The organism is Lysinibacillus sp. RS10, assembly GCF_041956855.1.
GTDB classification, from domain to species: Bacteria; Bacillota; Bacilli; order Bacillales_A; family Planococcaceae; genus Lysinibacillus; species Lysinibacillus xylanilyticus_A.
Map to the genome: position 1 here is coordinate 5,116,211 of NZ_CP167122.1, position 13,669 is coordinate 5,129,879.

Annotated in this window: 15 protein-coding genes and 2 other annotated features; all 15 genes read left to right on the forward strand. The window is 39.3% G+C overall.

Annotated features, from left to right (window positions below):
• Positions 1-218 (forward strand) — a binding site (T-box leader).
• Positions 219-376: 158 nt separating this feature from the next.
• A complete protein-coding gene (cysE, locus tag ACB089_RS25470) occupies positions 377-1,027 on the forward strand; it encodes a serine O-acetyltransferase (protein WP_374964522.1) in 651 nt (216 codons plus the stop codon).
• A complete protein-coding gene (gene cysS, locus ACB089_RS25475) occupies positions 1,024-2,424 on the forward strand; it encodes a cysteine--tRNA ligase (RefSeq protein WP_374964524.1) in 1,401 nt (466 codons plus the stop codon). Before cysE ends, cysS begins: the two co-directional genes overlap by 4 nt.
• The gene (locus ACB089_RS25480; RefSeq protein WP_374964526.1) at positions 2,409-2,849 is read left to right on the forward strand and encodes a Mini-ribonuclease 3; all 441 of its coding nucleotides are present in this window, start codon (positions 2,409-2,411) and stop codon (positions 2,847-2,849) included. Before cysS ends, ACB089_RS25480 begins: the two co-directional genes overlap by 16 nt.
• Positions 2,849-3,601 carry a 23S rRNA (guanosine(2251)-2'-O)-methyltransferase RlmB gene (rlmB, locus tag ACB089_RS25485; RefSeq protein WP_068986559.1) on the forward strand — a complete coding sequence of 251 codons (753 nt, stop codon included), beginning with the start codon at positions 2,849-2,851 and terminating at the stop codon, positions 3,599-3,601. Before ACB089_RS25480 ends, rlmB begins: the two co-directional genes overlap by 1 nt.
• A 2-nt stretch (positions 3,602-3,603) precedes the next feature.
• Entirely contained in the window at positions 3,604-4,116 is a 513-nt protein-coding gene (locus tag ACB089_RS25490; protein WP_223553756.1) for an NYN domain-containing protein, read from the forward strand.
• Positions 4,117-4,184: 68 nt separating this feature from the next.
• Positions 4,185-4,832, forward strand: a complete 648-nt coding sequence (gene sigH, locus ACB089_RS25495) for an RNA polymerase sporulation sigma factor SigH (protein ID WP_068986558.1) — start codon at positions 4,185-4,187, stop codon at positions 4,830-4,832.
• A gap of 76 nt (positions 4,833-4,908) precedes the next feature.
• Positions 4,909-5,055 (forward strand): 50S ribosomal protein L33, encoded by a 147-nt coding sequence (rpmG, locus tag ACB089_RS25500; RefSeq protein ID WP_374964528.1) that lies wholly within the window; start codon positions 4,909-4,911, stop codon positions 5,053-5,055.
• 48 nt (positions 5,056-5,103) lie between these two features.
• Complete coding sequence (gene secE / locus ACB089_RS25505; protein ID WP_368637301.1) at positions 5,104-5,289, forward strand: preprotein translocase subunit SecE; 186 nt, start codon at positions 5,104-5,106, stop codon at positions 5,287-5,289.
• 563 nt (positions 5,290-5,852) lie between these two features.
• Positions 5,853-6,386: a transcription termination/antitermination protein NusG gene (nusG, locus tag ACB089_RS25510; protein WP_368637302.1), complete on the forward strand. Its 534-nt coding sequence runs from the start codon at positions 5,853-5,855 to the stop codon at positions 6,384-6,386.
• 226 nt (positions 6,387-6,612) lie between these two features.
• Positions 6,613-7,038, forward strand: coding sequence for a 50S ribosomal protein L11 (gene rplK / locus ACB089_RS25515; RefSeq protein ID WP_004233593.1), 426 nt, complete (start codon positions 6,613-6,615; stop codon positions 7,036-7,038).
• 119 nt (positions 7,039-7,157) lie between these two features.
• Positions 7,158-7,856, forward strand: coding sequence for a 50S ribosomal protein L1 (rplA, locus tag ACB089_RS25520; RefSeq protein ID WP_368637303.1), 699 nt, complete (start codon positions 7,158-7,160; stop codon positions 7,854-7,856).
• 61 nt (positions 7,857-7,917) lie between these two features.
• Positions 7,918-8,064: a sequence feature (ribosomal protein L10 leader region), on the forward strand.
• A gap of 32 nt (positions 8,065-8,096) precedes the next feature.
• Positions 8,097-8,597 (forward strand): 50S ribosomal protein L10, encoded by a 501-nt coding sequence (gene rplJ, locus ACB089_RS25525; protein WP_368637304.1) that lies wholly within the window; start codon positions 8,097-8,099, stop codon positions 8,595-8,597.
• A gap of 72 nt (positions 8,598-8,669) precedes the next feature.
• Positions 8,670-9,029 carry a 50S ribosomal protein L7/L12 gene (gene rplL / locus ACB089_RS25530; RefSeq protein WP_132362671.1) on the forward strand — a complete coding sequence of 120 codons (360 nt, stop codon included), beginning with the start codon at positions 8,670-8,672 and terminating at the stop codon, positions 9,027-9,029.
• Between the two features lie 76 nt (positions 9,030-9,105).
• The gene (locus ACB089_RS25535) at positions 9,106-9,708 is read left to right on the forward strand and encodes a class I SAM-dependent methyltransferase (protein ID WP_374964532.1); all 603 of its coding nucleotides are present in this window, start codon (positions 9,106-9,108) and stop codon (positions 9,706-9,708) included.
• A 241-nt stretch (positions 9,709-9,949) separates the two neighbouring features.
• Positions 9,950-13,525: a DNA-directed RNA polymerase subunit beta gene (rpoB, locus tag ACB089_RS25540; RefSeq protein ID WP_374964533.1), complete on the forward strand. Its 3,576-nt coding sequence runs from the start codon at positions 9,950-9,952 to the stop codon at positions 13,523-13,525.
• Positions 13,526-13,669 lie beyond the last annotated feature (144 nt).

Genomic DNA, 13,669 nt, shown 5'->3' on the forward strand with positions numbered 1-13,669 from the left:
GAAAAAGCGTTGATAAGGAGAAGTAAGTGGCGCATGCTCTAAAGAGAGGACCATCACCGGCTGAAAGTGGTCTGAGCCTAGGCAAAACTGAAATGCACCTTTGAGCATAAAGCTGAACAATAGTAGGCTTTATCGATTCGTTCCCGTTACAGAACGTCCAGAGTGGAGGGCTTTTGCCTTCAATCAGAGTGGAACCGCGCAAATTTAGCGTCTCTGTCATTCCTTTTAGGGATGATAGGGGCGCTTTTTATTTTTTATCCACATGTTGATATGGTGGGGGGCGCGAACACAACTCAGCTAACTCTATGGTGAAATCAACGTCTGCTACAGTATTTCAAAGGGTCAAGGCCAATCAGGATGAAAAGGGGGAGTTTTTGTGTTTAAAAGAATGAAGGAAGATGTAGAAACAATTTTTGAGAATGATCCAGCAGCTCGTAGTGTACTTGAAGTTGTGCTAACATACTCAGGTTTACATGCTACATGGGCGCATCGAGTTGCCCATTGGTTCTTTAAAAGGCGCTTTTATTTTTTAGCCCGTACCATTTCACAAATTAGTCGCTTCTTTACCGGAATTGAAATCCATCCTGGAGCAAAGATTGGTCGACGTTTCTTTATTGACCATGGGATGGGTGTTGTTATTGGCGAAACATGTGAGATTGGTGATAATGTAACCTTATATCAAGGGGTAACTTTAGGTGGTACAGGAAAAGAAAAGGGGAAACGCCATCCGACATTAAAGGACAATGTACTAGTTGCAACAGGAGCAAAAGTTTTAGGTTCTATTACAATTGGTGAGAATAGTAAAATTGGTGCAGGTTCAGTTGTCTTAAAAGAAGTGCCACCAAATGCTACAGTTGTCGGTATTCCTGGTAAAATAGTGATTAAGGATGGAGTTCGTCTAGAGAAAAAACTAGACCACCAAAATATACCTGACCCTGTAGAAGAACGTTGTCAAGCTTTTGAGAAACAGATTGCAACATTGCAGCAGGAAATCGAAAGCTTACAAAAGGAGAGAGAAACACAATGAGTATTCAAATTTATAACTCATTAACACGACAAAAGGAAACTTTCATACCGTTGGAAGAAGGCAAAGTAAAAATGTACGTTTGCGGTCCAACAGTTTATAACTACATTCATATTGGGAATTCACGTCCTGTAATTGTCTACGACACAGTGCGTCGTTATTTCCAACACAAGGGATATGATGTAAAATTTGTTTCAAATTTCACGGATGTGGACGACAAAATTATTAAGGCTGCAAATGAACTTGGAGAAGAAGTTCATGAATTAACGGAGCGCTTTATTGCCGCATACTTTGAAGATGTTACAGCGCTAGGTTGCAAGAAAGCAGATGTACATCCACGTGTAACAGAGCATATGGACGATATCATTCAATTCATTCAAGTTTTAGTCGATAAAGGCTATGCTTATGAGTCAGCTGGTGATGTCTATTACCGAACTCGTAAATTTAATGGCTACGGTAAATTATCTCATCAATCGGTGGATGATTTAAAAATTGGTGCTCGTATAGAAGCAGGTGAGAAAAAAGATGATGCGTTAGATTTCGCTCTATGGAAAGCTGTGAAGCCAGGTGAAATTTACTGGGAAAGTCCTTGGGGCAAAGGACGTCCAGGTTGGCATATTGAATGCTCTGTAATGGCACGTGAGCATTTAGGAGATACTATTGATATTCATGCAGGTGGGCAAGATTTAACATTCCCGCATCATGAAAATGAAATTGCACAATCCGAAGCTCATAATGATAAAACATTTGCACGTTATTGGATGCACAACGGGTATATTAATATTGATAATGAAAAAATGTCCAAATCCCTTGGTAATTTTATACTCGTTAATGATATTCGTAAACAAATTGACCCACAAGTTTTACGCTTCTTTATGCTTTCTGTGCATTATCGTCATCCGATTAACTTTGCGAAGGATTTAGTGGACGCAGCCGCAAATGGGTTAGAACGAATTCGTACTGCCTACAACAATGTGAAACACCGTTTAACAGCAACTGCGAGTTTAGGTGATCACTCAGAAGAATGGCTTGGAAAAATTGCTGAACAAAAAGCTCATTTTGAAGAAGCGATGAATGATGACTTTAATACAGCCAATGCCATTTCTGTATTATTTGAATTAGCACGTATCGCAAATATTTATCTAAATGAAACGAATACTGATGAAAAAGTATTAGTAAGTTTTACTGAAACTTTTGAGGTGTTAGGTGACGTCTTAGGTATTGAATTTGTAAAAGAAGAAGAGCTATTAGACGAAGAAATTGAAGCACTGTTACAGGAACGTGTAGATGCACGTAAAAATCGTGATTTTGCTCGTTCGGATGAAATTCGTGACCATTTGCAAGCGCAAGGTATCATGTTAGAAGATACGCGACAAGGAACTAGATGGAAACGAGGGTAAGTAACTTGGATAAACTCCGCAACGAAGATGTTAAGCAATTGAATGCATTAGCGTTAGCCTATATGGGAGACGCAGTTTTAGAGCAAAAGGTACGAGAGCATTTGCTACGTGCCGGCCGTGTTAAACCTAATACACTTCATAGAGAAGCGACACGTTATGTATCAGCGAAAGCGCAATCTATGATTGTACATCAAATGATGGATGAAAGCTTTTTAACAGAGGAGGAATTGGCTGTGTTCCGTCGTGGACGCAATGCCAAATCCGGCTCTGTGCCAAAAAATACAGATGTTCAAACATACCGTAATAGCTCAGGCTTTGAGGCGGTGCTTGGTAGTTTGTATTTATTAAATGAATTAGAACGCGTGTATGCAATCATTGCATACGCTATTCAAATAATCGAGGAATCAAAAGGAGTGTCGAAATAATGGCAGAGCAAAATGGTGAAATTATTGCCGGTAAAAACCCAGTGTTAGAAGCACTTCGTTCAGGCCGCGATATGAATAAAGTATGGATTGCAGAAGGTGTGAAAAAATCAGGGGTTAATGAACTTCTAGATTTAGCACGAGAACGTGGAGTTATCGTTCAATTTGTCCCGAAAAAAAAGGTGGATCAATTATCAGATACCAATCACCAAGGAATAGTTGCCTCTGTTGCAGCATATAGATATGCAGAGCTAGAGGATTTATTCGCTGCAGCGGCAAAAAAACAAGAAGATCCATTCTTCTTAATTTTAGATGAGCTAGAGGACCCGCATAATCTGGGCTCTATAATGCGAACTGCTGATGCGATAGGTGCGCATGGCATAATTATTCCGAAGCGCCGTTCTGTGAGTTTAACAGCTGTAGTGGCAAAGGCTTCAACTGGAGCAATAGAGCACGTACCTGTTGTTCGTGTTAATAATCTAGCGCAGACAGTAGACGAGCTAAAAGAACGAGGAGTATGGATTGCAGGTACAGATGCAAAAGGTTCTGCAGACTATCGTAAAATGGATGCAACGTTGCCACTTGCGATTATTATTGGTAGTGAAGGCAAAGGAATGGGTCGCTTATTAAAAGAGAAATGTGACTTTTTATATCATTTACCAATGATCGGGCATGTCACATCACTAAATGCATCGGTAGCTGCTGCACTCTTAATGTATGAAGTGTATCGTAAACGTCAAGAAGCGAATGATTGACAATGAACAACATTTTGCTTGTTGACGGCTATAATATGATTGGAGCTTGGAAAGAGCTACGGCCATTACGAGATACGAATTTTGAAGATGCTCGTAAGAGATTAATTGAGCTTATGGCTGAGTATAAGGCTGCTATGGGATGGCGCGTCGTTATCGTTTTTGACGCTCATCTTGTACCAGGTGTGGAGCAATCTTATATAGAAAATGATATCGAAGTCATTTATACAAGAAAAAACGAAACAGCAGATGAACGTATTGAAAAGATGACACGAGAACTAAAAGCTAGAAATGTTCAGATTCATGTAGCAACCTCGGATATGGCAGAGCAAAGTGTGATTTTTGGTAATGGTGCTTTGCGGAAATCGGCCCGAGAGCTAGAAATTGATATGGGCATTATTCAGCATAAAATTTCTCATGATGTGAAACAAAAACAGGATAGCAAACCGCCATCTCGGATAGAGCTAAAGCCTGATGTTGCTTTGGCCTTTGAAAAATGGCGGCGTGGTTTGAAATGATTGATTGACGCATATTTTCCAATTCCGTTATACTGTTCCTAATTATCTGTTGTGGCTGAGGTGATACCATGTTTAAAAATAGTATTGTACAAGTGACACAAGATTTTGAACGATTCAATGATGAAGAACTTATTGAAATGGTGCATCAAGGTAATACAGATGCGTTGGATTATTTAATTACGAAATACCGTTTGTTAGTAAGAGCAAAGGCTAGATCTTATTTTTTAATTGGTGCGGATAAGGAAGACATTGTGCAAGAGGGCATGATTGGGTTATATAAAGCCATTCGTGATTTTAAGGGAGATAAGCTGGCTTCTTTTAGAGCTTTTGCTGAGCTATGTATTACAAGACAGATTATCACGGCTATTAAAACAGCTACAAGGCAAAAGCATATACCATTAAATTCTTACGTTTCTTTGGACAAGCCTATTTTTGATGAAGAATCAGATCGTACATTAATGGACGTGTTAACAGGTGCTATTATGGATGATCCAGAAGAATTAATGATTCATAGAGAAGAGTTTGGTTACTTAGAAGAAAAGATGAGTGAGATTTTAAGTGAATTAGAGCTACAAGTATTAGCTCTTTACTTAGATGGCCAGTCTTATCATGAAATTTCCGAGAAATTAAATCGTCATGTGAAATCCATTGACAATGCTTTACAACGAGTAAAGCGTAAATTAGAGCGACATTTAGTGCTTGAAGAAATGTCCTAGCGGTTGCATACCCTTGTTGACATTGACAAATATAGGTGTTAGTCTTGAAAAGACAAAGTGCCGAAAAGGTGATTATATGGCAAAAAAAGTCGTTTTAAATTGCGAAAAATGTGGATCGAGAAATTACACGTTTCCTGCTAAGGAAGGGTCAACTGTACGCCTCGAATTAAAGAAATTTTGCTCGCATTGCAATGACCATACGGTGCATAAACAAACGCTATAAAACAATTTGTAAATAGACAGATATGATTGATTCGGAGGTCAGGCTAGAATGGGCAAGATTAAAGGCTTTTTCAGCAATGTAATGTCTGAAATGCGCAAAACAAGCTGGCCAAAAAGTAAAGAACTGACGAAATATACAGTCGTTGTAATTTCAACTGTTGTAATTATGGCTTTATTTTTTGTGTTAGTTGATTTGGGTGTTTCATCATTACTCCGCTGGTACTTAGAGTTATAATTTAGTGAATAGCATGTTAATACTTCTGAAATAGCCCGTCATTACAATAAACGGGTTTTTTCGTTTGTTTTATCTTCATTCAGCAGATCTTTTCTGTGCGAAAGAATTACGCCAAGGCGAAATTGAAGAAGTGAACAGCAGTAAAATATTCTCAATATGATAAGTATGCTACTAGGGATAGTATGAGGGTAGCAATAGATGACTATGCTAGTTTTGGTATAGATCATCGGGCTTTCACTAGACTATTAGCGGAAGCGAAGTTTTTCTAATGGGTAGTTTGTGAAAAGAGTAAAGGATACGCTTAGTATATATCGCGATTCATTTTTTCACTTTTATCTTCATTCAGTAGAAGATTCCTGCTTCTAAAAGTGGTAGGATGAATGCAAATGTAGTTCCTTTTTAGTAAGTGTTAAAACACCGATTGAATGAAGATAAAGCCGCTGGCAGATGTCACGGATTTTGAAAGGAACCAATTGTGCAAGCACAATACAAAATCCAGACACAATTACGCCAAGGCGTAATTGATTTGGTAAGGGAGGGACGGACGAGGAGTCCTAGTAGTTATGGAGAAAAATTGGTATGTTGTTCATACGTATTCAGGGTATGAAAACCGAGTAAAAGCAAACCTAGAGAAACGTGTAGAAACAATGGGTATGCAGGATAAGATTTTCCGTGTTATTGTGCCTGAACACGAAGAAACAGAAATGAAGGATGGGAAAAAGCGTACAATGATGCGCAAAGTTTTCCCTGGTTATGTTTTAGTAGAGTTAATTATGACAGATGATTCGTGGTACGTTGTACGTAATACGCCAGGTGTAACTGGTTTTATCGGTTCATCTGGTGGTGGTGCAAAGCCTACACCTTTGTTACCTGAAGAAGCGGATCGCTTACTACAACAAATGGGAATGACTGACAAAATTGTCGAAGTTGATATTTCTGTTGGGGAAGCAGTAGAAGTATTAGAAGGACCTTTTGCTCACTTCCATGGACGTGTTGAAGAAATTGACACTGAAAAAGGAAAAGTGAAAGTTTCTGTCGATATGTTTGGTCGCGAAACAATTATGGAACTAGATTTTGAGCAAATACAAAAAATGTAGTTCTAGTAACTAAAGTGACGTATGTCCAAGACGTATGTCGCAGATTTTGTTAATTACTACTTGCTTAAAAAATTTAAAAGTGGTATTATTTCTAGGTCAGATTGTCATACTTTGGTTTGACGTCTGCAATGATAATTTTAATGTTATCGGCAATTAGCTGACAGACAGATATTGAGTGGGAGGGGTAACCCTATTACCACATCACGGACTTAAGGAGGTGTGTCTCGTGGCTAAAAAAGTTATTAAAGTTGTTAAACTTCAAATCCCTGCTGGTAAAGCAAACCCAGCTCCACCGGTTGGTCCTGCATTAGGTCAAGCAGGTGTGAACATCATGGGATTCTGTAAAGAATTCAACGCGCGTACTGCAGATCAAGCTGGTCTTATCATTCCAGTTGAAATTTCAGTATTCGAGGATCGTTCATTCACTTTCATTACAAAAACTCCACCTGCAGCAGTACTACTTAAAGTAGCAGCTGGTATCCAATCTGGATCAGGTGAACCAAACCGTAAAAAAGTGGCAACGGTTAAACGTGATAAAGTTCGCGAAATCGCTGAAACTAAAATGCCAGACCTTAACGCTGCTTCAGTAGAAGCTGCAATGTTAATGGTTGAAGGTACTGCACGAAGCATGGGTATTGTTATCGAAGACTAATCCCATTACTTGATGATGTATTTGTTTTTTGGAAGGTTGCGGAGTTTCTTTGTGAACGCGCAACCTTTATTCGTGGGAGGTAAAATCCGCTATAACCACAATCAAGGAGGAATTATATAATGGCTAAAAAAGGTAAAAAACTGCAAGATGCAGCAAAATTAATCGACCGTAACGCATTATACGGCGCTCAAGAAGCAATTGAACTTGCTCAAAAAACTAGCACAGTGAACTTCGACGCTACTGTAGAAGTTGCTTTCCGTTTAGGAATCGATACTCGTAAAAACGACCAACAAATCCGTGGTGCAGTAGTGTTACCAAACGGTACTGGTAAAACTCAACGCGTATTAGTATTCGCTAAAGGTGAAAAACTTAAAGAAGCTGAAGCTGCTGGTGCTGATTATGTAGGCGATGCAGAATACATCCAAAAAATCCAACAAGGTTGGTTTGATTTCGATGTAATCGTTGCAACTCCTGACATGATGGGTGAAGTTGGTAAACTTGGTCGTGTATTAGGACCTAAAGGTTTAATGCCAAACCCTAAAACTGGTACAGTTACTTTCGATGTAACAAAAGCTATCAACGAAATTAAAGCTGGTAAAGTAGAATACCGTGCTGATAAAGCTGGTATCATCCACGCTCCTATCGGTAAAGCTTCTTTCTCTGCAGAAAAATTAGTAGAAAACTTCTTAACTGTATTCGATGTAGTGCAAAAAGCAAAACCTGCTGCAGCTAAAGGTACTTACATGAAATCTGTAAATGTTACAACTACAATGGGTCCAGCTATTAAAGTTGATGCTTCAAGCGTAGTAGTAAAATAATTAAAGTTTTTATGTAAATCTATTGACGGCGCTGTCTATCTATGATAAGATGGTTGCTGTTGTGAATCATCCATTTGTACCGTAGACAGTAGGAGTGACTTGTCACTTAATGATCCTACCGAGGACAGCGGAATTCGGATTCTTATTTTAAAGATGATGACTTTCAGCCTCTGTGTCTATTTGACCCAGAGGCTTTTCTTTTGTCGGTATAAATGACCCATTCTAATAGGAGGTGTCATCATGAGCAAAGTTATCGAAAACAAACAAGCACAAGTTCAAGAGATTACTGAGAAATTCCAAAATGCTGCTTCTGTAGTAGTTGTGGATTACCGTGGTCTTAACGTTGCGCAAGTAACTGAACTTCGTAAACAACTTCGTGAAGCTGGCGTTGAGTTCAAAGTTTACAAAAACACTTTAACACGTCGTGCTACTGAAGCTGTTGGTCTTGAAGGAATCAATGACGTATTAGTTGGTCCTAACGCAATTGCGTTCTCAAATGAAGATGTTGTAGCTCCTGCTAAAATCATCAACGAGTTCGCTAAGAAAAATGAAGCTTTAGAAATTAAAGTAGGTATTATTGAAGGTACAATCTCTTCTGTTGAAGACGTTAAAGCACTTGCAGAACTTCCATCACGCGAAGGTCTTCTTTCTATGCTTTTATCTGTACTTCAAGCTCCAGTGCGCAACTTCGCACTTGCAACAAAAGCTGTTGCAGAACAAAAAGAAGAACAAGGCGCGTAATTTCGTACGCACTATAACTTCTGCGGCCTAACCCGCAAAAATAAAACATTATCCAATTAGGAGGAAATTATAATGAATAAAGAGCAAATCTTAGAAGCAATCAAAGCTATGACAGTTCTTGAATTAAACGATTTAGTAAAAGCTATCGAAGAAGAATTCGGTGTAACAGCTGCTGCTCCTGTAGCAGTAGTAGGTGCTGCTGCTGGCGCTGCTGAAGAAAAAACTGAGTTCGACGTAGTATTAGCATCTGCTGGTGCAGAAAAAATTAAAGTAATCAAAGTGGTTCGTGAAATCACTGGATTAGGTCTTAAAGAAGCTAAAGAAGTAGTAGATAACGCTCCTAAAGCTCTTAAAGAAGGCGTTTCTAAAGATGAAGCTGAACAAATCAAAGCTAAACTTGAAGAAGTTGGCGCATCTGTAGAAGTTAAGTAATCTCGCATTACTTTTAAACAAGAGGAAAGCTCGTCATTGCGGCGAGCTTTTTTCTTCATTCTGAGGAGGCGTGAAAATGTCAGATCATTATTATACAAGTAAGCCTCAAACTGAGAGTAAACCTCGTCATTGGACCTTCAAATTATTAGGTCATACGTTTTCCTTTGAAACGGATGCAGGTGTATTTAGTAAAAGCGAAGTAGATTTTGGATCCCGTGTTTTGATAGATGCTTTTCAAATGCCTGATATTGATGGTGCAATTTTGGATGTGGGTTGTGGCTACGGACCGATAGGATTATCGATCGCCAAAACAAACCCAGACCGTACCGTTTTTATGATGGATATTAATGAACGTGCAGTCTCGCTTTCGCAAAAAAATGCGCAAGTAAACGGTGTTCAAAATGTACGAATATTTGTGAGTGACGGACTATCGATGGTCGAAGAAAATGTAAAAGCTGCAGCTATATTAACTAATCCTCCAATTCGTGCAGGAAAGGAAACAGTTTTCCGTTTTTACGATGGTGCTTACGACAAGTTAGCGACATCTGGTGAGCTGTGGGTAGTTATACAGAAGAAGCAAGGTGCATCATCAACGGTAAGTTACTTAGAAGAAAAATTTTCAGAAGTCGATGTTGTGGAGAAGAAAAAAGGGTACTGGATAGTACGTGCAAAAAAATAAGTGAAATATGTATAAAATATTGACTTGACAAATCGGCTATGATAACATGATACAATGCAAAAATATTATTTTGAGGTCGTGTGCCCTTTTGTATATGATTGTTTTAATGTGGGTATACTTGCCAAGATAAGTTTAGTTAACCGAAAATGAGATCTTTTTGAAGACTCGTTTTCTTTTTGTCTTTCGAAATCATACACTATTTGTATGAATTTGCAAAGACCTAATATCGCTTTATTGAGGGGTGAATGAGTTGACAGGTCAACTAGTTCAGTATGGACAACACCGCCAGCGTAGAAGCTTTGCGCGTATTAAAGAGGTGCTTGAGCTTCCAAATCTGATTGAGATTCAAACGGCGTCTTACGAGTGGTTCCTTGAAGAAGGTTTACGTGAAATGTTCCGTGACATTTCGCCGATCGAGGACTTTACAGGCAATCTTTCATTAGAATTTATCGATTATTCATTAGGTGATCCTAAGTATGATGTCGATGAGTGTAAAGAGCGAGATGTTACTTACGCAGCTCCATTACGTGTGAAAGTACGTCTTTACAACAAAGAAACAGACGAAGTGAAAGAACAGGATGTCTTCATGGGTGACTTCCCATTAATGACAGAGACAGGTACGTTCATTATCAATGGTGCTGAACGTGTTATCGTTTCACAATTAGTTCGTTCACCGAGTGTGTATTTCCATGATAAAACTGATAAAAACGGTAAAAAAGGTTTTGGAGCTACAGTTATTCCGAACCGCGGTGCATGGTTAGAATATGAAACTGATGCGAAAGACGTAGTATATGTACGTATTGACCGTACGCGTAAGCTACCAGCAACAGTGTTACTTCGTGCATTAGGTTTCGGTTCAGACCAAGAAATTATCGATATTATCGGTGACAACGAGTATTTACGTAACACGCTAGAAAAGGATAACTCTGAAAGTACAGAAAAAGCACTTTTAGAAATCTATGAGCGTTTACGTCCAGGTGAGCCACCAACAGTTGAAAGTGCGAAGAGCTTATTATACTCTCGCTTCTTCGATGCAAAACGCTATGATTTAGCGAATGTGGGTCGCTACAAAATGAATAAAAAGCTTCATATCAAAAATCGTTTATTTAACCAAACGATTGCTGAAACGCTTGTAGACCCAGAAACAGGCGAAATTTTAGTAGAGAAAGGTACAGTTCTTGACCGTCGTACTTTAGATAAAATCTTACCGTATCTAGAAGATTCATCAAAAGGAATCGGTTACCGCACTTTATCACAAGTAGGTGGAGTGCTTGAGGATGACGTAACAATTCAGTCTATTAAAATTTATGCACCAAAAGATGAAGCACAAAAAGAAATCAATATTATTGGTAATGCGTACATCGATGAAGAAGTGAAGAATATTACACCTGCTGACGTATTATCTTCAGTAAGTTATTTCTTCAACTTACTTTACCAAGTAGGGGCAACAGATGATATCGATCACTTAGGTAACCGTCGTCTACGCTCTGTTGGTGAGCTGTTACAAAACCAATTCCGTATCGGTTTATCTCGTATGGAACGTGTAGTACGTGAGCGTATGTCTATTAATGATACAGCTGCTATCGTACCACAACAATTAATTAATATTCGTCCAGTAATTGCGTCAATTAAAGAGTTCTTCGGTAGCTCTCAGTTATCACAATTCATGGACCAAACAAACCCATTGGCAGAATTAACACATAAACGTCGTCTTTCTGCATTAGGGCCTGGTGGTTTAACACGTGAGCGTGCAGGTTTTGAAGTACGTGACGTTCACTATTCTCACTATGGTCGTATGTGTCCTATCGAGACACCAGAGGGTCCAAACATTGGTTTAATCAACTCATTATCTTCATTTGCCAAAGTAAATAAATTTGGATTCATTGAAACACCTTATCGTCGTATTGACCATGAGACAGGTAGAGTAACGGAGCAAATTGATTATTTAACAGCTGACGAAGAAGATAACTACTATGTAGCACAAGCGAACTCACTATTAAATCCTGATGGTTCATTTGCTAAAGACGAAGTAGTAGGTCGTTTCCGTGGGGATAATACAGTATTCAATAAAGCACAAATGGACTACATGGACGTTTCACCTAAACAAGTAGTTTCGGCTGCGACTGCATGTATCCCGTTCTTAGAAAACGATGACTCGAACCGTGCACTTATGGGTGCCAACATGCAACGTCAAGCAGTTCCTCTTCTTAACCCAGAAGCACCATTCGTTGGTACTGGTATGGAACATGTTGATGCGCGTGACTCTGGTGCGGCTGTAGTAGCGAAATATGATGGTATTGTTGAGCATGTAGAAGCTCGCTCTATCCATGTTCGCCGAATTGAAGTCGTTGATGGTAAAGAAGTTAAAGGCGATTTAACAAAATATAAATTACAAAAATTCATTCGTTCTAACCAAGGTACTTCATACAACCAACGTCCACTTGTAAAAGTTGGCGAACGTGTGAAACCTCGTGATATTTTAGCAGATGGTCCATCTATGGAAAATGGTGAACTTGCTCTTGGTCGTAACGTACTTGTTGCGTTCATGACTTGGAACGGCTTCAACTATGAGGATGCTGTTATCATGAGCGAACGCCTTGTAAAAGACGATGTTTATACATCTGTTCATATTGAAGAATATGAATCAGAGTCTCGTGATACAAAATTAGGACCTGAAGAAATCACTCGCGATATTCCAAACGTCGGGGAAGATGCACTTCGTAACTTAGACGAACGTGGTATCATCCGCATCGGTGCAGAAGTACGTGACGGTGACATTCTTGTAGGTAAAGTAACACCTAAGGGAGTTACAGAATTAACTGCTGAAGAACGCCTATTACATGCTATCTTCGGTGAAAAAGCTCGTGAAGTTCGTGATACTTCATTACGTGTACCACATGGTGCAGGTGGTATTATTCTTGACGTAAAAGTATTTAACCGTGAAGATGGCGATGAATTACCACCAGGTGTTAACCAATTAGTTCGTGCTTACATTGTTCAAAAGCGTAAAATTCGCGTTGGGGACAAAATGGCCGGACGTCATGGTAACAAAGGGGTTATCTCTCGAATCTTACCGGAAGAGGATATGCCATTTATGCCAGATGGAACTCCTGTCGATATCATGTTAAACCCACTTGGCGTACCTTCTCGTATGAACATCGGACAAGTTTTAGAGCTACACTTAGGTATGGCTTCTCGTTCCTTAGGCGTTCATATGGCAACTCCAGTATTCGATGGTGCCAACGAGGAAGACGTTTGGGAAACAATGGAAGAAGCAGGTATGAACCGTGATGGTAAAACAACCCTGTATGATGGACGTTCAGGTGAACCATTTGATAACCGCGTATCAGTAGGGATCATGTACATGATCAAACTTGCTCACATGGTTGATGATAAACTTCACGCACGTTCAACTGGTCCTTACTCACTTGTTACTCAACAGCCACTTGGTGGTAAAGCACAGTTCGGTGGACAACGTTTTGGTGAGATGGAAGTATGGGCACTTGAAGCATATGGTGCTGCTTACACACTTCAAGAAATCTTAACAGTTAAATCTGATGACGTTGTTGGTCGTGTGAAAACATACGAAGCAATCGTTAAAGGTGAAAGTGTACCAGAGCCAGGCGTTCCTGAATCATTCAAAGTATTGATTAAAGAACTTCAATCTCTTGGTATGGATGTGAAGATGTTAACGATCAATGATGAAGAGGTAGAGCTTCGCGACTTAGACGAGGAAGATGATCTTCAACCAGCTGATGCTCTTAACATTGCACCACAGCAAGATAAAGAAGCAGAGCCAGTAGAGTCTTTTGAATAATGGATAACCCAAATTCACAGCCTTTGTGAATAAGGTCAAACTTATTTTTCAAACTAGCCGGGCAGGATTTAACGCCCTGTCCGGCTTTTTCTTTCAATAAATCATTCTATTTTTAATCCTTTGTTAAAGAGGCATTTCTTTGCA

Coding starts and splice junctions, on each gene's coding strand:
- sigH (WP_068986558.1), top strand. CDS start 4,185: ATGTTTAAAAATAGTATTGTACAAGTGACACAAGATTTTGAACGATTC.
- secE (WP_368637301.1), top strand. CDS start 5,104: ATGGGCAAGATTAAAGGCTTTTTCAGCAATGTAATGTCTGAAATGCGC.
- ACB089_RS25535 (WP_374964532.1), top strand. CDS start 9,106: ATGTCAGATCATTATTATACAAGTAAGCCTCAAACTGAGAGTAAACCT.
- nusG (WP_368637302.1), top strand. CDS start 5,853: ATGGAGAAAAATTGGTATGTTGTTCATACGTATTCAGGGTATGAAAAC.
- ACB089_RS25490 (WP_223553756.1), top strand. CDS start 3,604: ATGAACAACATTTTGCTTGTTGACGGCTATAATATGATTGGAGCTTGG.
- rlmB (WP_068986559.1), top strand. CDS start 2,849: ATGGCAGAGCAAAATGGTGAAATTATTGCCGGTAAAAACCCAGTGTTA.
- rpmG (WP_374964528.1), top strand. CDS start 4,909: ATGGCAAAAAAAGTCGTTTTAAATTGCGAAAAATGTGGATCGAGAAAT.
- rplL (WP_132362671.1), top strand. CDS start 8,670: ATGAATAAAGAGCAAATCTTAGAAGCAATCAAAGCTATGACAGTTCTT.
- ACB089_RS25480 (WP_374964526.1), top strand. CDS start 2,409: ATGGAAACGAGGGTAAGTAACTTGGATAAACTCCGCAACGAAGATGTT.
- rplJ (WP_368637304.1), top strand. CDS start 8,097: ATGAGCAAAGTTATCGAAAACAAACAAGCACAAGTTCAAGAGATTACT.
- cysS (WP_374964524.1), top strand. CDS start 1,024: ATGAGTATTCAAATTTATAACTCATTAACACGACAAAAGGAAACTTTC.
- rplA (WP_368637303.1), top strand. CDS start 7,158: ATGGCTAAAAAAGGTAAAAAACTGCAAGATGCAGCAAAATTAATCGAC.